15 protein-coding genes are annotated in these 19,960 nt (G+C 61.3%); 3 read left to right on the top strand and 12 right to left on the bottom strand.

Features of this window, described 5'->3' with window-relative positions; translation table 11 throughout:
* Window positions 1-10: 10 nt before the first annotated feature.
* On the top strand, window positions 11-403 hold the full coding sequence (gene pcaC / locus ACVWZP_RS13455; RefSeq protein WP_017844824.1) for a 4-carboxymuconolactone decarboxylase: 393 nt from the start codon (window positions 11-13) through the stop codon (window positions 401-403).
* An 88-nt stretch (window positions 404-491) separates the two neighbouring features.
* Here the strand turns inward: pcaC and ACVWZP_RS13450 are convergent, their stop codons facing one another.
* From ACVWZP_RS13450 to ACVWZP_RS13410, 9 genes are all read right to left on the bottom strand, one after another.
* A complete protein-coding gene (locus tag ACVWZP_RS13450; RefSeq protein WP_457369851.1) occupies window positions 492-1,958 on the bottom strand; it encodes a M91 family zinc metallopeptidase in 1,467 nt (488 codons plus the stop codon).
* 137 nt (window positions 1,959-2,095) lie between these two features.
* The gene (locus ACVWZP_RS13445) at window positions 2,096-2,995 is read right to left on the bottom strand and encodes a polysaccharide deacetylase family protein (RefSeq protein WP_128191906.1); all 900 of its coding nucleotides are present in this window, start codon (window positions 2,993-2,995) and stop codon (window positions 2,096-2,098) included.
* 111 nt (window positions 2,996-3,106) lie between these two features.
* Entirely contained in the window at window positions 3,107-4,522 is a 1,416-nt protein-coding gene (locus tag ACVWZP_RS13440; RefSeq protein WP_457369850.1) for a M91 family zinc metallopeptidase, read from the bottom strand.
* A gap of 217 nt (window positions 4,523-4,739) precedes the next feature.
* Complete coding sequence (locus ACVWZP_RS13435; protein ID WP_457369849.1) at window positions 4,740-5,990, bottom strand: OprD family porin; 1,251 nt, start codon at window positions 5,988-5,990, stop codon at window positions 4,740-4,742.
* A gap of 142 nt (window positions 5,991-6,132) precedes the next feature.
* A complete protein-coding gene (locus ACVWZP_RS13430; protein ID WP_046384420.1) occupies window positions 6,133-7,746 on the bottom strand; it encodes a J domain-containing protein in 1,614 nt (537 codons plus the stop codon).
* Between the two features lie 10 nt (window positions 7,747-7,756).
* Window positions 7,757-9,454, bottom strand: coding sequence for a molecular chaperone HscC (locus tag ACVWZP_RS13425; protein WP_046384419.1), 1,698 nt, complete (start codon window positions 9,452-9,454; stop codon window positions 7,757-7,759).
* Between the two features lie 166 nt (window positions 9,455-9,620).
* Window positions 9,621-11,078: an AdeC/AdeK/OprM family multidrug efflux complex outer membrane factor gene (gene adeC, locus ACVWZP_RS13420; protein ID WP_046384418.1), complete on the bottom strand. Its 1,458-nt coding sequence runs from the start codon at window positions 11,076-11,078 to the stop codon at window positions 9,621-9,623.
* Window positions 11,075-14,236, bottom strand: coding sequence for an efflux RND transporter permease subunit (locus ACVWZP_RS13415; RefSeq protein WP_046384417.1), 3,162 nt, complete (start codon window positions 14,234-14,236; stop codon window positions 11,075-11,077). The genes adeC and ACVWZP_RS13415 overlap by 4 nt, the downstream gene beginning before the upstream one ends.
* Window positions 14,237-14,239: 3 nt before the next feature.
* Entirely contained in the window at window positions 14,240-15,388 is a 1,149-nt protein-coding gene (locus ACVWZP_RS13410; protein WP_201021965.1) for an efflux RND transporter periplasmic adaptor subunit, read from the bottom strand.
* Window positions 15,389-15,674: 286 nt separating this feature from the next.
* On the opposite strand from ACVWZP_RS13410, the gene ACVWZP_RS13405 reads away from it, so the two are divergent.
* The gene (locus ACVWZP_RS13405; protein ID WP_046384415.1) at window positions 15,675-16,307 is read left to right on the top strand and encodes a TetR family transcriptional regulator; all 633 of its coding nucleotides are present in this window, start codon (window positions 15,675-15,677) and stop codon (window positions 16,305-16,307) included.
* A 296-nt stretch (window positions 16,308-16,603) separates the two neighbouring features.
* Here ACVWZP_RS13405 and ACVWZP_RS13400 read toward each other — a convergent pair whose 3' ends face one another.
* From ACVWZP_RS13400 to ACVWZP_RS13390, 3 genes are read right to left on the bottom strand one after another with little or no spacing between them, the layout of a single operon-like run.
* Entirely contained in the window at window positions 16,604-17,659 is a 1,056-nt protein-coding gene (locus ACVWZP_RS13400) for an alkene reductase (RefSeq protein ID WP_017844836.1), read from the bottom strand.
* 27 nt (window positions 17,660-17,686) lie between these two features.
* Entirely contained in the window at window positions 17,687-18,853 is a 1,167-nt protein-coding gene (locus ACVWZP_RS13395; protein WP_017844837.1) for an MFS transporter, read from the bottom strand.
* A gap of 13 nt (window positions 18,854-18,866) precedes the next feature.
* Window positions 18,867-19,193: an ArsR/SmtB family transcription factor gene (locus ACVWZP_RS13390; RefSeq protein ID WP_017844838.1), complete on the bottom strand. Its 327-nt coding sequence runs from the start codon at window positions 19,191-19,193 to the stop codon at window positions 18,867-18,869.
* Window positions 19,194-19,347: 154 nt separating this feature from the next.
* Here ACVWZP_RS13390 and ACVWZP_RS13385 point away from each other — a divergent pair, with 154 nt between their 5' ends.
* Window positions 19,348-19,932, top strand: a complete 585-nt coding sequence (locus tag ACVWZP_RS13385; RefSeq protein ID WP_017844839.1) for an acyl carrier protein phosphodiesterase — start codon at window positions 19,348-19,350, stop codon at window positions 19,930-19,932.
* Window positions 19,933-19,960: the final 28 nt, after the last annotated feature.

Genomic DNA, 19,960 nt, shown 5'->3' with positions numbered 1-19,960 from the left:
GGAGTCTTTTGTGGACGAGAAACAACGTTACGCCGACGGCCTGCAAGTGCGCCGCGAAGTGCTGGGCGACGCGCATGTCGACCGCAGCCTGAATGCCTTGACCGAGTTCAACAGCGAATTCCAGGACATGATCACCCGCCACGCCTGGGGCGATATCTGGACCCGCCCCGGCCTGCCCAGGCACACCCGCAGTTTGATCACCATCGCCATGCTGATCGGCATGAACCGCGGCGAAGAACTCAAACTGCACCTGCGCGCCGCCGCCAGCAATGGCGTGACCCGTGCCGAGATCAAGGAAGTGCTGATGCAAAGCGCGATCTACTGCGGGATTCCGGCGGCGAATGCGACGTTTCATCTGGCCGAATCGGTGTGGGATGAATTGGGGGTCGAGTCGCGCGCTTAGTGCGACTCGGCACTGCACTCCTGGCGAGAGGCAACAGGTTGTCGAGGAGCGGTCGCTGACCGTCACGGGGCTGAGCGGTCAGGTCGACTCACAGGGAGCCGTAGCTTTTTCTCAGGGGCAGGCCCATTTCTTCTCGTAACGCGTTTTCGGTCAGTGGGTAAGGATTTGACGTGGTTGGCGCGGTTGCGGGGTCGTTGTCAAAGTCGAAGGGCGGACTGGCAGTTTCCAGGCCGACGACCTGGCGTTCATCATTGGGCTCCTGGGTGCGTGTGCCGTCCGGGCGGATAATTTCCGTATTGCCGAGAAATGTGCTGCCTGTGGCTGCGTTATAAGCGTGACCCAGTTCGTGGTACAGGGTCGTGGTGGTCGGCAGAAACACACGCGACTCGTCCGAGGCTTCTCTGGGGATGACCGGGTTATAGGTCACAAACGATTCTGTCGTGCCCGCGCCACGGACCCCATCGCGGATGATCGTAGGGTCCTGCCATTCTTCCAGGGGAACGCCCTCCGGCGGCACGACGATGTGAGTATCAGTGATATCTTGCATTATCGTGACTTTGACTCCGCTGCGCTCTGCGGCGGCGTCCAGTTCATTCAACATGTTCTGGCTGTTGGGAGAGCCTCGGTAAAACTCCAGGTCATCCTCAACCCGTTGCTTGAATGCCGGGGAACCTTCGATATCAATCGCCTTGCGCCCTGCATTTTCGGGCAATGGCACGGTCTCGATAAACTTGAATCCGAATGGCAATCCCAGGTGATCGCTGCGTTTACCGTACACAACGTCGTCGCTTGAGTTGGAATAGACGCTGTCTTGACCTCTACCCGTGTAGATATGGCTTCGGCCATAAGCGTTTATCTGATCATCGCCTTTGCCGCCGTGCATGATGTTGTGGCCGCTTCCGCCGTGCATCAGGTCGTCATCGTTTCCTCCGTCCATGTAGCTGGTTTTGCTGTCAGGACCGTAACCCGCATACATGCGGTCGTTGCCGTTCCCGCCGTACATGGTGTTATTGCCTGTGCCGCCCATCATGGTGTCATCGCCGTCGTCACCGCTGGCGTAACTGCTTGCGCTGCCCAGTTGGATGATGTCATTACCCGCGCCGCCGTAAACTTGGCTTTTACCACCTCCGGTCTGTATATGATCGTTACCTTCACCTCCATGGATTAGGGTGTAAGCCATCACATCAGGATCAATGCGAACGGTGTCGTCACCTTTGTTCGCCCTGATGGCTATCGCTGTCGCATCGCTGTTAGCAGCGGGCAGTAAATAACTTTTGCCATTTATCACGGCATTGAGTTGGCCGCGTTCGCCTTTGCTGATGTGAATGTCGTCCGCGCCATCGGCAGTATCGATTTTTAGAATCGTCACATTTTTTTTCCCGCTTTCCCCCTGATACGACGTGGTTGTCAGTGTGATATCGACATTTTTGTCACTGACAATCTTGCTGGTCTGGGGGGGAGGGCTGTTTACGAGTGCAGTGGCGCCTGGAGCTGGCGATCCGCCGGGGAGGGCATTAGGTTCGGGCGCTTTAGGCGCAACGGAAGAGGTTTGCATCGTCAATACTCTTTCTTGTGAGCGTCGGTGATTTACCGCCGATCAGTGGTGAAAAAGTTGGAGGGGTTCCCGCATGACGATAACTACTTCATTACAGCATGTATGAAAAAAGACAACGCACTGCCCGATAACGCACATCACTTGGAATCGGCGTCCCACACCCAATTCCACACCCCGGGCAGATGCACTTCTTCACTTGCTTGTTTCACGGTACGCGCCAATGCCGCCCGCTCCAGTGCTGCGTGATCGGTGTAGAACGGCTCGGCGGCGGTCTTCAGGCCGTCGATCCGGGCGCTGTCCATCAGGATCTGCAGGTACTCTTGCAGATGCCGCGCGGTGTAGCGGTTGATGTCGTGGAAGGTCACCACCACCGGTATCACGCCGTCGACTGTCGGCAATTCCCCCAAGGCGATGCGTTCGCGCACCACCGACAGCTGGCGGATCAGGTTCTCGCGGCGGCGCGGGCTGGCGTTGAAGCCCCAGATCTTGCCGTCGTTGGCGCTCAGGTCGGTCAACAACACCTTCATGCCGTGGCGCTGGTAGGCGGCGAAGGTGCGCCGGTCGTAGTTCCAGAAGGGCGGGCGCACCAGCGTCGGCGACACGCCGGTGATCGCGGCGATATCCGCAGCGCCCTGGCTGAGGGTGCGTTCAAGCTCAGCGTCGCTCAACCAGCGATGGTTGGTATGAAAGGCCGTGGCCGTGTGGAACGCCAGCACATGCCCGGCCGCGAACTCACGTTCCATGGTCTTGCGGCCCCGTGAACTGCCGCCGGAGCGCGAGGCTTCGGTCTGCAGAAAGAACACCGCCTTGATGCCCGGCAATACCGGGTTGTTTGCCAGGTCGGCCATCACCGAGCGGGTCGGGTTGTTGTACCCCGAGGCGCTGGGACCGTCATCGAACGTCAGCAGAAAACGGATCGGCGCCTGGGCCTGCAGGCGTTGTTCGGTCTGTGGCGTCAGCGCGATGGGCGCGCTGATGCAGCCGCTGAGGCTCAAGGCCAGGGCAAGCAAGGCGGATGCGATGGCGAAAGATTTCATGGGTGCGCAGGCTCGAATAAAACCCGCTGCTGGATGGGTCAGCAGCGGCAGGCGCGCACGATACCGCAAGATGCTCGGCGTGGGGTTAAAGGCTGACAAACGCGATCTGGTTTAACCTACGTATTGCGCTCGCAGTGGCCTACCCATTTCCTCGTTCAAAGCGTTTTCAGTGAAGGGCTTGGGGTTGGTGGTGATGGCTGGCGTGGCAGGATCGTTGTCAAAATCAAAGGCGGCTGCGCTGCTCTCAAGGCCGACGGCCTGGCGTTCACTGTTAGGTACTTCGTGCGCCTGCCCCTCGAATACTTCCTGCGTGGAACCCGTGAAGGCGGTGCCGTTGGCGGCGTTATAGGCGTGAGCCATTTCGTGGTAGAGCCCGATGATGGGCGGGTGAGTCGTGCCCGCCGAGGGGTTCAGTTGGGACCGGTTGTATTCAATGCGCGCGCGGTCAGCCCGAGACCCGGGTACTCCGTCGACCATGAACCCCCACTTGGGATCGTCGCCGACTACCGGCGCACGTTCGTCCTGCAGCAGGGCCAGGAGTTCCTGGCTGCCGTAGATGTACCCGCTGCCGTTCTCCTGCCGATCTTCCACAATCGTTACCGGGGCGCCGTTGCGATCGGCAGCCGCGTCCATCTCTGCGAGCATCTGCTGGCCTTGGGGAGAGTGGCGTAACAGCGCCAAATCGTCTTCGACCCGTTGGATGAACGCGGCAGATCCCTTGATCGCAAACCCCTTGATTGGGCCGGGGTGGGCAGGCACGGCGGTCAATAGCGAGCCATTGAGGTGGTTGATCGAGTCGCCGGGCTGGGCGTAGATCCGGTCGCCCGGTCGATTGGCGATGACGGTGTCATAACCGTCGCCGGTGTAGAAGGTGCTTCGGTCGTGGCCGATCAAGCGATCGTGCCCGGTGCCGCCATGCAACACCGTGTGGCCGGAGCCGGCGTACAGCCGGTCATTGCCGTTGCCGCCATCCAGATAGCTGGCTTTTCGGCGCGATCCCGCGCCCGCATAGAGGCGGTCATTGCCGTTGTTGCCATAGAGCACGCTGTTGCCGCTGCCGCCCATGAGCAGGTCGTCACCGTCATTGCCCTCGGCGTAGCCAAGGCCGCTGCCAAGGCGCACGACGTCGTTACCGTTGCCGCCGACTACGCGGGTGTCGCCACCGCCGGCCTGGATTCGGTCATTGCCGTCCCCCGCTTCAATCACGATGGGCTGCATGACGTTGGCATCAATGTGTACGTGGTCATTGCCGCCGTGGGTCTTCAGGTACAGGGTCAGCGGTTTGCCATCGTTATCGTGGCTGGCAAAACGATACAACCGGCCATTGAGGCGAATGTTCAACTGATCGTCAGAAGCCTGGCTGATGTGGACCTGGTCCGCGTCGTTGCCGGTTTCCAGGAGCAGGCTGTTGTTCAGGCTGAAGGAATAGCCGCGCTCCCATATCGACTGTCCGCTGGCTTTTAGATTGCCGTCATTCAGGAACGGGTGCAGATAGGTCTGGATCGAAGTGCCTGGGAGGAACTGCAAATGGGCAGGTTTGGCCAGCCCGTAGTGACCAGTGTCGAACGTTGCTACTGGGCGCGCTGCAGGTAAGGGCGGTACGCCATCGAGGAGGCGTGGGAGAAGGCGGGTACTACCGTTGAAAACATCCATGTGTGGTCCTTGTTTAAGCGCCAGGTATCAGCCCTGGCGCTTAACAGTGACCACCCGCAGCAAATCGTTCCCGCCAAGGTGTAATACGGCTTTACAGCAGACTGAGCGGGTAGCTGACGATCAAGCGGTTTTCATCGAACTCATTGTTGCTGAAGTCGCGACGGATGCTGGAATTGCGCCAGCGCAGCGTGAGGTTTTTCAGGGCGCCGCTCTGCAGCGTGTAGCCCAATTCGCTTTCGCGGCCCCACTCCTTGCCGTCGGTGATGGTGCCGGTATGCACGTTGCTGCCGCTGATATAGCGGTTCATCAAAGTCAGGCCCGGCACGCCGAGGGCGGCGAAGTTGTAGTCGTGGCGCACTTGCCAGGATTTCTCCTGGGCATTGTCGTAGCTGGAGTTGTAGCTGTCGTTGGCCAGGGTGCCGCCGCTGGTGCCGTTGACGCGCATCCACGCGCTGTTGCCGGTGAGTTTTTGCAGGCCGACATAGAAGGTGTTGCCGCCGTACTTGGCCGAGAACAGGCCGGACCAGGTCTTGTTGTCCAGGTCGCCGGCGCGGGCGCTGCCGTCGTCCTTGCCGTAGAAGAACCCGAGGTTGGCGCCCAGGGTCCAGTCGCCCACGGGTTGGCTATGGACCAGGTTGACGAACTGCTGGCGGTAGATGTCCTTGAGCTGGGCATTCCACAGGCCGACCTGGGTGCGTTTGTCGTTGAACGTGTATTCGCCGCCCTGGAAGTTGAAGCGGTCGGAGGTGAAGGCGGCTTTGCCGAACATCGACATGTCCGACATGCTGCTGTCGTCCCGCGGGCTGTTGGCGCGGAACTGGCCGCCGTAGAGGGTCAGGCCGTCGATTTCCTTCGAGGTGATCTGCCCGCCGCGCAGGGTTTGCGGCAGGGAACGGCCGTCGTCGGCGCGCAGGATCGGCAGCGTCGGCATCCATTCGCCGACCTTCAGTTCGGTCTTGGAAATACGCGCTTTGAACGCCACGCCGAGACGCCCGAATTCATCCGCAGGGCGGCCATCGTGGTCCAGCGGCAACAGTTGGGTGCCACCGGTGCCGCGCCCGCCATCGAGCTTCAATGAGTACAGCCCCAGCACGTCCACACCGAAACCTACGGTGCCCTGGGTAAAGCCGGACTTGGCATCGAGGATGAAACTCTGCGTCCATTCCTGTGCGCCACCCTGGGTTTTGGTGGGGTTGGTGAAATTGCGGTTGAAGAAGAAATTACGCAGGTTGAGGTTGGCGCTGGCGTCTTCGAGAAAACCGTGTTCTTCGGCGACGACGGGCAGGGCAAGACTGGCGATAGCGGTGGCCAGCAGGAGCCGGCGCGGGTGAAAAGTGCTCATGGTGGTGGGCCTGTTGTTATTGGGTTTATGCAGGTGGCGGCCATGGTGCGGGGCGGTGCGGGGGCGGTTCAATCGGGGGTGGGCGGGTTGTGGGCGATGATCGAACGCAAGTTGCCGGGCGCTGAGGCCCGGCATTTGCGGGTTATCGTTTGGGCAGGTCGAAGTGGGTCCAAGGCACCGCTGGCAGGTAGTGTTGCGCAGCTACGATCAGCGCCACCATCACCACCAGGAATACCACTTGCAGGGGGCTCCAGAAGGCCCAGTGCAAACCGTTCAGCCACGGGTAGCCTTCGCTGAATTTCTGGCTCATCTGACCGATACGCGTCTTGTGCAACAGGTTGATCAGGACCATACCCGCGTAGGTGAACATGCCCAGCACGCCGAGCATCAAGCCGCAGGCCACCAGCATGATCGCCTGCGGTACGCCGTGGCGAATGACCAGCCAGTAGTCATTGGGGTTGATTCGCTTGGGGATCAGGTACTGGCTCAGCCACACATCCAGAACCCGATAGGTTGAACTCATCCCGGCCCACATTTGGGTGACGCGAAAGCCAACGGCCGCCGGCACGAACGCCATCAGCATGAAAATGACCAGCGACATCCCGTCCATTCTGTCTGGCTTATCGTGGGCGATGCTCAGGCCAAGCCCCAGGGCGAAGACGGCCCATAGCCGGATAAACACCTGTGTGTAGATCGGCCGAGGTACGAATTTGCGCCAAAAGAACAGATCTGTTTGAGGCAGGCGCTCGACCAGTTGCGGATAGCGCCAGGTCAGTGTTTGCGCCAGGTGCTGGCAGGCGTTCCACTCGTTTTCGCCAAACCCATCGATCATGCGTTTGTGTTGCGTGGCGGACATCGGCGTCAGCAGCAGGCGCGCGGCCAGGGCATCGGCTGATGTGCGCCGCGTGTCCTGGGCCTTGTCTTGCAAGTTGGCGTAGAAACTTTCCTGCTCGCAACGCGACACCAATTCGCGCCATATCCACGCCGGTTCCGGGTACACGCCTTTCTGGTCGTCCCAGCCGAATGCCTGGCACACCCGCTCGAACAGCGGCACGCTCCATTGGGTTTCATGCAGCAGGTGCAGGACGATGCGCTGCCACTGCTGTTGCAGGTCGAACACCCGCAGCCAGGGTTGGTTGGTGTATTGATTGAGCTGGGTGATGAACTCGCGCTCGGCCTTTTGCTCCAGCAGTTCCAGCAAGGTGCGGCGGTAGTCTTGCAGCAGTTCGCCGGTCAGCGCTTCGTATTGCCAGGACGTCATCGCCACTTGCTGCCAGGGCGTCAGCCATTCCAGGTGTTGGGCGGCCCAACCGGCGATGGCGCTGCGTTCACCCGGTGCTTCGAAACAATGGCGCAACAGGCCGGCCTGGAACGCATCGGTGCAGCCCTGTTGCCGAGCCTGGACCCAGCGTTCATCGAGGTTACGCGCGTTGAGGTCGTCGAGCAGTGCCTGGGCCGGGTCCGGTGTGTGGGCTTCGAAGGGCGCAGGGCTGACGGGGCTGATGTTCATCAGTTCGGCCAGGTCATTCAGGTTTGCGTAGACCGCTTCGGCCACGGGCGCCTGGACGCGTTCTTCCTCTTCGTTATCAGCCCGCCAGCGTGCTTCACTCAGGGCGTGTTCATAGGCCTCGCGCAGGCGCTGGAAGCCTTGGGCGTCGTCGTCCGGGCGGCAGCTTTTCAGCAAGCGCGCATAGCTGCGCTTGATGCTGCGCTCGTCGGCGTCATCTGGCAGTTGCAGTACGGTCCAGCAATCCATCGGTGTTCCCTCAGCGCCAGAACCCGTTGTCGAGTTGCTCAAGTTGACGGGTCAGTTCGCTGCGAGCTTCGCGGATGCGGCGTTCGTCCTGGGTGTCGAGTACCTGCTGGAACTGTGCCGCCCAATGCCCTAGCTGTTCGCGCAGCTCGCCGAGGTTTTCCTGGTAGAGCCGTTCGAGGCGGGCGACGAGCACGGTGTTGACCTGCTGGTCGCGTGGGTGGACCTTCAATTGCGCCAGGGCTTGCAGGCGTTGCTGGATCTCCTGCGGGTTGAGCACGCCGGGGTTGTTCTCGATCACCAGCGAATGTTGCTCGCCGGTCAGCGGGATATTCACCTGGGCTTCCAGCAAACCGTTGTTGTCGTAGGTGAAGCGCACGTCCAGGGAGACTTCACCGGCCTTGCGCTTGGGCACGGGAATATCCAGTTGGCCCAGCTCGATGTTGTCTTTGACCAGGCGGCTTTCACCCTGGTAGATCTTCAGCAGCACGCGGGTCTGGTCATCGTGCAGGGTGACCACGCTTTTGACCCGGCTCACCGGCACGCTGCTGTTGCGTTCGATCAACGGCAGGTAATGGCCGCTTTCGATATGGCCGCCGTACTGGTTCGAGGTTTCGATGCCCAGGGTGTAGGGGCAAACGTCAGTCAGCACCACTTCTTCGAGGGCGGCAGAGCGCGCCTTGAGTGCGGCCTGGATCGCTGCGCCGTGGGCCACCACCTGGTCGGGATCGAGGCTGATGGACGGGAAACGCCCGAACAGGCCTGCGGCAAGCTTACGTACCAGTGGCATGCGCGTGGTACCGCCCACCAGCAGGATTTCATCCAGGTCGCCAACCCGAATCCGCGCATCGCGCAGGGCGCGTTCGATCGGCGCGCGCAGGCGCTCCAGCAGCGGCGTGTAGAGCTTGGCCAGTTCCTGTTGGGTGATGGTTTTCACCCATTGCTGGCCGTCGACACGCAGGGCGAATTCAGCACTGTCATCCTGGCCCAGGGCTTTGCGCACGCGCTCGGCTTCGCGGCGCAGGGCTTGCAGCACAGTGCTGGTGGGCGGGAAACCCGTGGCGTTACGTTGGCTGTCGACAAAGTGTTCGAGCAACAGGGTGTCGAAGTCTTCGCCACCGAGGAAGTTGTCGCCGGCGCTGGCGCGGACTTCCATCACCCCGTCGAACAGCTCGATGATCGACACGTCAAAGGTGCCGCCGCCGAGGTCGAAAACCAGGAACGAGGTTTCTTTATCACGCTGATGCAGGCCGTAGGCGAGGGCCGCGGCGGTCGGTTCGTTGATCAGTTTTTCAACGGTCAGCCCCGCCAATTCACCGGCGATGCGCGTGGCCTTGCGTTGGCCGTCGCTGAAGTAGGCGGGCACGCTGATCACCGCGTCGGTGACCGTTTGGCCGTAGGTACGCTCGATGTCCTCCTTGAGGCTTTTGAGCACCAGCGCCGAGAGTTCTTCGGGGCGAAACGAGCGGTCGCCCAGGCGCACTTCGGTGGCGCTGCCCATGTAGCGCTTGAACAGCGAGGTGGTCAGGTGCGGGTGGGTATGCAGGCGCTCTTTGGCGGCCTGGCCTACCAGGACGCGGCCTTGGTCATCCAGCCCGACCACGCTTGGGGTCAGCAACTGGCCCAGGGCGTTGGGCACCATTTCGGCGGCATCGCCGCGCCAGACTGCCGCAAGACTGTTGGTGGTCCCCAGGTCGATTCCTACGATCATTACGACAAGCTCCCTCTGTGGTCTGTAAGAATCTGTTACTGATTTTACCCTGAAAGGTTGAGCGATAGGCAAGGCGGGAGAGCGTTGTGGTCATAGCAAACACCGATGACCAGGCATAAAAAAACCGCTTCCAGTGAGGGAAGCGGTTTTGTCTACAGCGGTGTGATCAGAACAACTTCAACGCCGGTGCTTCTTCTTTCAACGGCTCGTTCTTCGCCGTTTGCTCGCTCCAGCCACCGCCGAGGGCCTTGTACAGGTTGACCTCGCTGGTCAACTGCGCGAGGCGGTCGGTGATCAGCGATTGCTGGGCACTGAACAGCTGGCGCTGGGCGTCGAGGAACGTCAGGTTGCTGTCGACACCAATGCGGTAGCGACGCTCGGCCAGGCGGTAGTAATCCTGGTTGGCGGCGACGAAACCACGCTGGGCCTCCAACTGCTCCTTGTAGGTCTCACGCGCGGCGAGGCCGTCGGAAACTTCCTGGAAGCCGGTCTGGATGGCCTTCTCGTAGTTTGCCACGTTGATCTCTTTCTGGATCTTCGAGTAGTCCAGGCTGGCGCGCAGGCTGCCGGCGTTGAAGATCGGGATGTTGATCTGCGGGGCGAACGACCAGGTGCCCGAGCCGCCTTTGAACAGACCGCCCAGGTCCGGGCTCATGGTCCCGGCGTTGGCTGTCAGGCTGATGCTCGGGAAGAACGCCGCGCGGGCGGCGCCGATGTTGGCGTTGGCTGCCTTGAGGTTGTACTCGGCCTGCAGGATGTCGGGGCGACGCTGCAACAGGTCCGATGGCAACCCGGTCGGCACTTCGCTGAGCAGGTTATCCGACAGCGGCTTGCTGACGAGATTCGCCGGCAGGCCGGTGCCGAGTAGCAGGGTCAGGCTGTTTTCGTCCTGGGCCACCTGGCGGGTATAGCGTGCCAGGGCCACTCGGGCGTTTTCCACCGAGGTGCGCGCTTGGCTCAGGTCGAGGGCCGAGGACACGCCGACTTCGTTGCTGCGCGAGGTCAGCTTGTAGCTTTGCTCGTATGCGCCCAGGGTTTCCTGGGTCAGCTTGAGCAATTCCTTGTCGGCCTGCCAGGTCAGGTAGGCGGTGGCCACACTGGCCACCAGGCTGATCTGGGTGCTGCGCCGCGCTTCTTCGGTTGCGAAGTATTTCTGCAGCGCTTCCTCGCTCAGGCTGCGGACACGGCCGAACAGGTCCAGCTCATAGGAGCTGATGCCCAGGGTGGCCGAGTACGAACTGCTGATGCCTGCTTTACCGGTTTGCGACATGCGTGCCGGTGTCCGCTGGCGGCTGCCGCTGCCAGTGGCCGATACGGCCGGGAACAGGTCGGCGCGCTGGATGTTGTACTGCGCCGCGTAAGCATCGATGTTCAAGGCCGCGACGCGCAGGTCGCGGTTGTTCACCAGTGCGGTCTGGATCAGCTGTTGCAGGGCAGGGTCATGGAAAAACTGCTTCCAGCCCTGTTCGGCGGCGGCCTGGTTCGGAGCCTGGGCCGACGAATACGCCGGGCCCTGCGGGAACTGCGCGGCCACCGGCGCCTCGGGGCGCTGATAGTCAGGTATCAGCGAGCAGCCACTGAGCACGAATGCCGTGACGGCTAAGGAAAGTAGCGACTTGCTCATTGGCCAGCCTCTTTAGGAGTTTGCTTGGGTTCAGTCTTTTTGCGTTCGCCCATGGCGGACACGGTTGCGAAGAACAGGGGCACCCAGAATATCGCCAGGACCGTGGCGGTGATCATACCGCCGATAACGCCGGTACCGATCGCATGCTGGCTGCCTGAGCCGGCGCCCGAGGAGATCGCCAGCGGCAATACGCCGAGGATGAACGCCATGGAGGTCATGATGATCGGTCGCAGACGCATGCGCGACGCTTCGATCGCCGACTCGACAATGCCTTTGCCTTGTTCGTGAAGCTCTTTGGCGAATTCCACGATCAGGATGGCGTTCTTCGCCGCCAGGCCCACCGTCACCAGCAAGCCCACCTGGAAGAACACGTCGTTGGACAAGCCACGCAGGCTGGTGGCGATCAACGCACCCACCACACCCAGCGGCACGACGAGTACCACCGCGATCGGGATCGACCAGCTTTCGTACAGCGCCGCGAGGCAGAGGAACACCACCAGCAGCGACAGGGCGTACAGCGCAGGTGCCTGGGAGCCGGACAGGCGTTCTTCATACGACAGGCCCGTCCAGGCGTAGCCGACACCCGCCGGCAGTTGCTTGGCGATACGTTCGACTTCGGCCATGGCTTCACCGGTACTGTAGCCCGGTGCCGGGGTACCGAGGATTTCCATCGCCGCCACACCGTTGTAGCGCGAGAGTTTCGGCGAACCGAAGATCCACTTGCCCGAAGCGATGGCCGACAGCGGCACCATCTTCCCGGAGCTGCTGCGCACGAACCATTTGTTCAGGTCTTCAGGGGACATCCGGCTGGCGGCCTCACCCTGCACGTACACCTTCTTCACTCGACCACGGTCGATGAAGTCGTTGACGTAGCTGCCACCCAAGGCAATCGCCAGGGTCTGGTTGATGCTCGACAGCGTAATGCCCTGGGCGCTGGCCTTCTCGTCGTCGACGGTGAGCTCGTACTGCGGCTCATCGTTCACGCCGTTGGGGCGCACACCGGCGAGGATCTTGCTCTGGGCGGCCATGCCCAGGAACTGGTTGCGCGCAGCCATCAACTTGTCATGGCCGACGCCGCCCTGGTCCTGCAGGAACACGTCGAAACCGGTCGCGTTACCCAACTCCAGTACAGACGGTGGCACGATGGCAAACACCATGGCGTCCTGGAACGTCTGCATGAAGTAACCTTGGGCGCGCTTGGCGATCTCGAACACCGAGGTGGACGCGTCACGCTCATCCCACGGTTTGAGCATCACGAATGCCAGGCCCGAGCTTTGACCACGCCCCGCGAAGTTGAAGCCGTTCACGGTAAAGACCGATTTCACGCCCTTGCCTTCGCCGGGTTCGCCTTCCTTGTCGTTGAGCAGGAAGATACGCATGTCGTCGATGACTTTCTGCGTGCGCTCGGCCGTTGAGCCGACCGGCGTCTGCACCTGGGCAAAGATCACGCCCTGGTCTTCGTCGGGCAGGAACGCTGCCGGGATCCGCATGAACAACCAGATCATGCCGGCAAAGATCAGCACGTAAACGAGGAACGCCGGAATCTTGTGCCTGATCATGTTCCCCACGCCGCGCTCGTAGCTCAGTACGCTACGGTCGAAGGTGCGGTTGAACCAGCCGAAGAAACCACGCTTGGGTTGGCCGTGCGTCTCGGGGTCGATCGGCTTGAGCATGGTGGCGCACAAGGCCGGGGTGAAGATCAGCGCAACCAGTACCGACAACGCCATGGCCGAAACGATGGTGATGGAGAACTGTTTGTAGATCACACCGGTGGAGCCGCCGAAGAATGCCATCGGCAACAGTACCGCCGACAGCACCAGGGCAATACCCACCAGGGCGCCCTGGATCTGGCCCATGGACTTGACCGTCGCCTCTTTCGGCGACAGGTGCTCCTCGGCCATCACCCGCTCGACGTTTTCCACCACGACGATGGCGTCGTCCACCAGCAAGCCGATGGCCAGGATCATGCCGAACATGGTCAGGGTGTTGATGGTGAAGCCGAACGCGGCCAGGATCCCGAAGGTACCCAGCAATACCACCGGTACAGTCATGGTGGTGATGATGGTGGCGCGGAAGTTCTGCAGGAACAGGAACATCACCAGGAACACCAGCACGATCGCCTCGACCAGGGTGTGTACCACACCGGAAATCGATTCGGTCACCACTGGAGTGGTGTCATACGGCACCACCGCCTTCATGCCTGGCGGGAAGAACGGTTCCAGGGACGCGACCGTGGCACGGATGGCCTTGGCAGTGTCCAGGGCGTTGGCGCCGGAGGCCAGCTTGATCGCCATACCGGACGCCGGGTTGCCGTTGAACTGCGCGCTGATGCTGTAGGTCTGGCCGCCCAGCTCGATACGCGCGACGTCCTTCAAGCGAACCTGTGAACCGTCGGTGTTGACCTTCATCAGGATATTGCCGAACTGCTCAGTGGTCTGCAGGCGGGTCTTACCGATGATGGTCGCGTTCAATTGGGTGCCGGGCAGGGCAGGCAGGCCGCCCAATTGGCCGGTGGCCACTTGTACGTTCTGTGCCGAGATCGCGGTGCTGACGTCTACCGGGGTCAACTGATAGTTGTTCAGCTTGGCCGGATCGAGCCAGATACGCATGGCGTACTGCGAACCGAATACCTGGAAGTCACCTACACCCGCAGTACGGGAAATCGGGTCCTGGATGTTGGACACGATGTAGTTGGACAGGTCGTCCTTGGTCATGCTGCCGTCTTCCGACACCAGACCGATCACCATCAGGAAGTTCTTCACCGACTTGGTCACGCGGATACCCTGCTGCTGCACTTCTTGCGGCAGCAGCGGGGTCGCCAGGTTCAGTTTGTTCTGCACCTGGACCTGGGCGATGTCCGGGTTGGTACCCTGGTTGAACGTCACGGTGATGGTCATGCTGCCGTCGGAGTTACTGTCCGATGACACATAACGCAGGTTGTCGATACCGTTGAGCTGTTGTTCGATCACCTGCACCACGGTGTCCTGCACGGTTTGTGCGGATGCACCTGGGTAGGTCACCTGGATATCAATGGCGGTCGGCGCAATCGCCGGGTACTGGTTGATGGGCAACTTCAGGATCGACAGTGCCCCGACCAGCATGATCACCAGGGCAATCACCCAGGCGAAAATGGGACGGTCGATAAAAAATTTCGACATGGATTACTCCCCTTTGCCAGCAGCAGCGGCAGCAGGAGCGGCGGTACCGGCAGGCTGGGCGTTGTCGGCGTCCTTGACCTTGACCTGGACGCCCGGCTTGACGTACTGCAAGCCTTCGGTGATCACACGGTCACCGGCGTTCAAGCCTTTTTCCACCAGCCAGTAAGCGCCGGCGGTGCGGTTGGCGACCAGCACGCGCTGCTCAACTTTGTTGTCCGCGTTGACCACCAACGCCGTCGGGATACCCTTGAGGTCTCGGGTCACGCCTTGCTGCGGTGCCAGGATCGCCTTGCTGTTCACACCGGCTTGTAACTGGGCGTGTACGAACATGCCAGGCAGCAGGGTGTGGTCAGGGTTGGGGAACACGGCGCGCAGGGTGACCGAACCGGTGGTCTGGTCAACCGACACTTCGGAGAACTCCAGTTTGCCGTCCAGGCCATAGCTGCTGCCGTCTTCCAGGGTCAGCTTGACCTTGGCGGCATTGGCGCCGGCTTTCTCCAGTTGGCCGCTTTCCAGGTCGCGGCGCAGCTTCAGCATTTCAGCCGAAGACTGCGTGACGTCGACGTAGATCGGGTCCAGTTGCTGGATCACCGCCATGGCATCGGCCTGGGCATTGCTGACCAGCGCGCCTTCGGTGACCGAGGAACGCCCGATACGCCCGGAGATCGGCGCGAACACCTTGGTGTAGCGCACGTTGATCTGGGCGGTTTGCACATTGGCTTCGGCGGTCATGCGGTTGGCCACGGCCGTGTCGTATTCCTGACGGCTGACGGCTTGCTCATCGACCAACTGCTTGTAGCGGTCGGAGATCGACTTGGTCTGGGACAGGCTGGCCTGTGCGCTTTTCAGGGTGGCGTCATAGACCGACGGATCGATCTGATAAAGCTGCTGGCCTTCTTTCACATCCCCGCCTTCCTTGAACAGGCGCTTGAGGATGATGCCATTGACCTGCGGACGGACTTCCGCGATGCGGTAGGCGGTGGTGCGGCCTGGCAGCTCGGACGTCAGGGTAAAGGCTTGCGGTTGAAGGGTGACCACGCCGACCAGAGGAGTTTGCGCGGGCGGAGCCGCCTCTTCCTTTTTGCATCCGCTGAGCAGCGATGCCAGGGCGACGGCAGTGACCAGAGCGGTAACAGCTGGCTTAAGTTGCATGAAGATCCTCGGGTCAGGCGCGCAGACTGCGCACAAGAAGGGTGGAAGGGTAAAAAACAAGCTGTGAGTAGATAAGTAGCTTGCTACGCAATATACTTACGTTCATGGTTGTTTGTAAACTCTTGACAGGCTTCGCGCGGTATTGACACAGCACCGCCCCGAGCCTCGATTTTAGTACGTTCGGCGCCCATGACGGTGTCGTCCCACAATTATTCAGATGCTCGTTAGCGCCTATTAAAGCAGCGTTACCGATAGTCCCACATGTTTTGATTGAGGTTTTATTGCCATGGTCCGTCGCACCAAAGAGGAAGCTCAGGAAACGCGCAGCCAGATTCTCGACGCTGCTGAGCAGGCCTTTTATGAGCGGGGTGTAGCGCGGACCACACTGGCGGACATCGCCGCGCTGGCCGGGGTAACGCGAGGCGCCATCTATTGGCACTTCAGCAATAAGTCCGACCTGTTGCAGGCATTGCTCGAGACCCTGCACGAACCCCTGGACGAGCTGGCCAGGGCCAGTGAAAGCGAGGATGAAGTCGACCCGCTGGGGTGTATGCGCAAGCTGCTGATTCATCTGTTCCATCAAGTGGTCCTGGACCCGAAAACCCGGCGCATCAACGAAATCCTGATTCATAAGTGCGAGTTCACCGATGAGATGTGCGACATGCGCCGTCAACGCCAGACCCACAGCCTGGAGTGCAACCTGCGTATCAGCCTGACCTTGCGTAACGCGGTCCATCGCGGGCAACTCCCGGAAAACCTCGACACCACGCGCGCAGCGGTGTGCATTCATGCCTACATCAATGGCTTGTTGGGCCAATGGCTGCTGGTGCCGGACAGTTTTGAGCTGCACCAGGAGGCTGAGCGTTGGGTCGATGCAGGGCTGGACATGCTGCGCTTGAGCCCTAGCCTGCGCAATTAAGTCAAAATATGTAATTGCATCCAATTGTTTCAACAGTAAAGCCTAAGGGCGGGCAATCGTCCTGCTGACTTATTGGTGGGATGACTTTATATACGGGCTGGCGGGTGGTTGAAAGATAGCCGCCTAAGTATTTTGTAGCGTTTTTGTTGCAAGGCTGTGAAGGAATGTTTCTCCGGACCGCTGAGATCTAATGTGGGAGGGAGCAAGCCCTCTCCCACATTTGATCCGGGGTGTTTTCCCGATCGGCGAAAAAAAGCCCCGGTTCTTGCGAGCCGGGGCTTTTTCGTTTCAACGCATCATAGCGCCAGGGTCGGGTAGTCGATGTAACCGACCGGGCCCTTGGCATAGAAGGTTTCCGGGTGCGCCTGGTTCAGCGGCGCATCGGCTTTCAGGCGTGCCGGCAGGTCCGGGTTGGCAATGAACGGTACGCCAAAGGCCACCGCATCCGCCTTGCCCGAGGCCAGCCAGGCGTTGGCGCTGTCCTTGGTAAAGCGTTCGTTGGCGATGTACACGCCGCCGAAGGCTTCTTTCAATTGCGGGCCGAGGCTGTCAGCGCCTTCTTTTTCACGCGAGCAGATAAAGGCGATGCCGCGTTTGCCCAGTTCGCGGGCGACGTAGGTGAAGGTTTCGGCCAGGTTGTCGTCACCCATGTCGTGGGAGTCGGCGCGCGGTGCCAGGTGGACGCCCACGCGGCCGGCGCCCCAGACTTCGATGGCGGCGTCGGTCACTTCCAGCAGCAGGCGCGCGCGGTTTTCCAGGGAGCCGCCGTAGTTGTCGGTGCGATGGTTGGTGCTGCTTTGCAGGAACTGGTCGAGCAGGTAGCCGTTGGCGCCGTGGATTTCCACGCCGTCGAAACCGGCGGCCTTGGCGTTCTCGGCACCGGTGCGGTAGGCGTCGACGATGTCGGCGATTTCAGCGGTTTCCAGGGCGCGAGGCGTTGGGTAGTCGGCCAGCGGGCGGACCAGGCTGACGTGGCCTTTAGGCTGGATCGCACTCGGTGCCACCGGGGTTTCACCGTTCAGGTAAGAAGGGTGGGAGATCCGGCCGACGTGCCACAGTTGCAGGAAGATCTTGCCGCCCGCGGCATGTACGGCCTTGGTCACATTGGCCCAGCCACGTACCTGATCGTTGGACCAGATGCCCGGGGTGTCCGGGTAGCCCACGCCCATCGGCGTCACGGACGTGGCTTCGCTGAGGATCAGCCCGGCGGAGGCGCGTTGTACGTAGTACTCGGCCATCAGCGCATTGGGCACGCGACCGGCGTCGGCACGGCAGCGGGTCAGCGGCGCCATGATGATGCGGTTCGACAGTTCCAGGTCGCCCAGTGTGATCGGATCGAAAATAGTCGTCATGGGATAACACCCTTCTCTTTAAGTTGATCAGTTGGTCGCAGGGGCCAGGTCGGCATCGCCGCTCTGACGGAAAGTGATCAGGGTCACCAGCAGCGCGAGGATCGCCAGGGCCGCGGCGGCCAGGGGCACGCTGGTCAGGCCGAAACCGTGGGCAATCACGCTGCCGCCGACCCAGGCGCCGAGGGCATTGCCGATGTTGAAGGCGCCGATGTTCAAGGTGGACACCAGGTTCGGCGCGGCCTTGCCGAAGGTCACCACGTTGATCTGCAGCGCAGGCACGGCGGCAAACGAGGCGGTGGCCCAGAGGAACAAGGTGATTTCGGTCGGGATCACCGCGATGCTGGTCCAGGTCAGCGCGGTGGAGACCACCGCCATGCTGATGAACACGCCGATCAGGGTGGCGGCCAGGCGTTTGTCCGCCAGCTTGCCGCCGATGATGTTGCCCACGGTGAGGCCCAGGCCGATCAGCAGCAGGGTCCAGGTCACGCCCTTGGGCGATACGCCGGTGACGTCGCCGAGCAGCGGCGCGACATACGTGAAGAGGGTGAACATGGACGCGGCGAACAGCGCAGTCATGGTCAGCGACAACCAGATGCCGGCGCCCTTGAGGGCGGCCAGTTCGGCGCGCATGTCGAGTTTTTCTTCATCGCGCTTGGCCGGCAGGAAGCGGATCAGGCCGATCAACGCGATCACGCCGATCACGGTCACCGCCCAGAAGGTCGAGCGCCAGCCGGCTTCCTGGCCCAGCGCCGTACCCAAGGGCACGCCCAGTACGTTGGCCAGGGTCAGGCCGGTGAACATCAAGGCCACGGCGGACGCACGCTTGTTGGCCGGCACCAGGTTGGCGGCGACCACCGAACCGATCCCGAAGAACGCACCGTGGCACAGCGCAGTGACCACGCGGGCAAACATCAGCACGTTGTAGTCGCTGGCCAGGGCGCAGAGCAGGTTGCCGATAATGAAAATGCCCATCAACGCGACCAGCGCGGCCTTGCGTGGCAGCCTGGCGGTGGCCAGCGCCATGAACGGCGCGCCGATGGCCACGCCGAGGGCGTAGCCGGTCACCAGCCAGCCGGCGCCGGGAATCGACACGCCCAAGTCCGCCGCCACATCGGGCAGCAAGCCCATGATGACGAACTCGGTGGTGCCGATGGCGAAGGCGCTCAGGGCGAGGATGAGGAGCGAGAGGGGCATGTGCGTGTCCTTGTTACAGTGGTGCGCGGATTTCAGAACTGAGCTCAGTGATGAGCGCAGTGAGGAAGGCTTGGATCGTTTCCTCGTTGCGTTTGAAAAAGTGCCACTGCCCGGCCTTCTGGCTGCTGATCAATCCCGCCCGTTGCAAGGTCGCCAGGTGGGCCGACACGGTCGACTGGGACAAGCCGCAGCGCTGGTCGATCTGCCCGGCGCAGATGCCGTATTCGTGGTTGTGCAGTTGCTCGGGGAATTGCACTTTCGGGTCTTTCAGCCAAGTGAGGATGTCTCGCCGTACTGGGTGCGCCAGGGCTTTTATTATTTCGTCGAGGTCGATGGACATGGCGGTTGCTCGGTGTCGTAAAGCGTTATATCGCGATGAGGCGAACTTTAAATCGGTATATCCCGATATTCCAATATGATTTCGGTCTTAGGCCAGACTGAATCGGTATATCGGGTTATAACGATGCGTTGACGGCAGTGATAGACTGCACACCATGAATTATCTCGCACATCTGCACCTGGGCGGCCAACTTCCTGCGCAACTGCTGGGCAGCCTCTATGGCGACTTCGTCAAAGGCCGCCTGCAAGGCCAGTTCAGCCCGCCGATCGAAGCGGCCATCCAGTTGCATCGTTCCATCGACCGTTTCACCGACAGCCATCCGCAGGTCGGCGAAGCGTTGTCGCGCTTTAGCCTGACGCGCCGGCGTTATGCCGGGATCGTCCTCGATGTGTTTTTCGATCACTGCCTGGCGCGGGATTGGGCGCTGTATGCCGAGCAGCCCCTGGAACACTTCACCTCCCAGGTGTACCGCGTGCTGGCGGCCGAACCGCAGTTGCCGGGGCGGCTGGCGCAGATTGCGCCGTACATGGCGGCGGATGATTGGCTGGGCTCATACCGCGAGTTCGCGGTGATGGAGCCGGTATTGCGGGGGATCTCGCGGCGCCTGACGCAGCCTGAGGAACTGGGCCATGCGATGCAGGAATTGCGCACGTTATACGAACCGTTGAGTGAAGACTTCCGGCTGTTCTATCCAGAGTTGCAAAAATTTGCACAAACCCAACTGACCACTGAGATCTAAATGTGGGAGGGGGCAAGCCCCCTCCCAC

It is taken from the genome of Pseudomonas sp. TE36184, assembly GCF_054060055.1.
The sequence above is the reverse complement of the archived record's forward strand: the minus strand, read 5'-3'. Positions and strand labels throughout refer to the sequence as shown.

Coding starts and splice junctions, on each gene's coding strand:
- ACVWZP_RS13450 (WP_457369851.1), bottom strand. CDS start 1,958: ATGCAAACCTCTTCCGTTGCGCCTAAAGCGCCCGAACCTAATGCCCTC.
- ACVWZP_RS13445 (WP_128191906.1), bottom strand. CDS start 2,995: ATGAAATCTTTCGCCATCGCATCCGCCTTGCTTGCCCTGGCCTTGAGC.
- ACVWZP_RS13435 (WP_457369849.1), bottom strand. CDS start 5,990: ATGAGCACTTTTCACCCGCGCCGGCTCCTGCTGGCCACCGCTATCGCC.
- ACVWZP_RS13430 (WP_046384420.1), bottom strand. CDS start 7,746: ATGGATTGCTGGACCGTACTGCAACTGCCAGATGACGCCGACGAGCGC.
- ACVWZP_RS13425 (WP_046384419.1), bottom strand. CDS start 9,454: ATGATCGTAGGAATCGACCTGGGGACCACCAACAGTCTTGCGGCAGTC.
- adeC (WP_046384418.1), bottom strand. CDS start 11,078: ATGAGCAAGTCGCTACTTTCCTTAGCCGTCACGGCATTCGTGCTCAGT.
- ACVWZP_RS13415 (WP_046384417.1), bottom strand. CDS start 14,236: ATGTCGAAATTTTTTATCGACCGTCCCATTTTCGCCTGGGTGATTGCC.
- ACVWZP_RS13410 (WP_201021965.1), bottom strand. CDS start 15,388: ATGCAACTTAAGCCAGCTGTTACCGCTCTGGTCACTGCCGTCGCCCTG.
- ACVWZP_RS13405 (WP_046384415.1), top strand. CDS start 15,675: ATGGTCCGTCGCACCAAAGAGGAAGCTCAGGAAACGCGCAGCCAGATT.
- ACVWZP_RS13400 (WP_017844836.1), bottom strand. CDS start 17,659: ATGACGACTATTTTCGATCCGATCACACTGGGCGACCTGGAACTGTCG.
- ACVWZP_RS13395 (WP_017844837.1), bottom strand. CDS start 18,853: ATGCCCCTCTCGCTCCTCATCCTCGCCCTGAGCGCCTTCGCCATCGGC.
- ACVWZP_RS13390 (WP_017844838.1), bottom strand. CDS start 19,193: ATGTCCATCGACCTCGACGAAATAATAAAAGCCCTGGCGCACCCAGTA.
- ACVWZP_RS13385 (WP_017844839.1), top strand. CDS start 19,348: ATGAATTATCTCGCACATCTGCACCTGGGCGGCCAACTTCCTGCGCAA.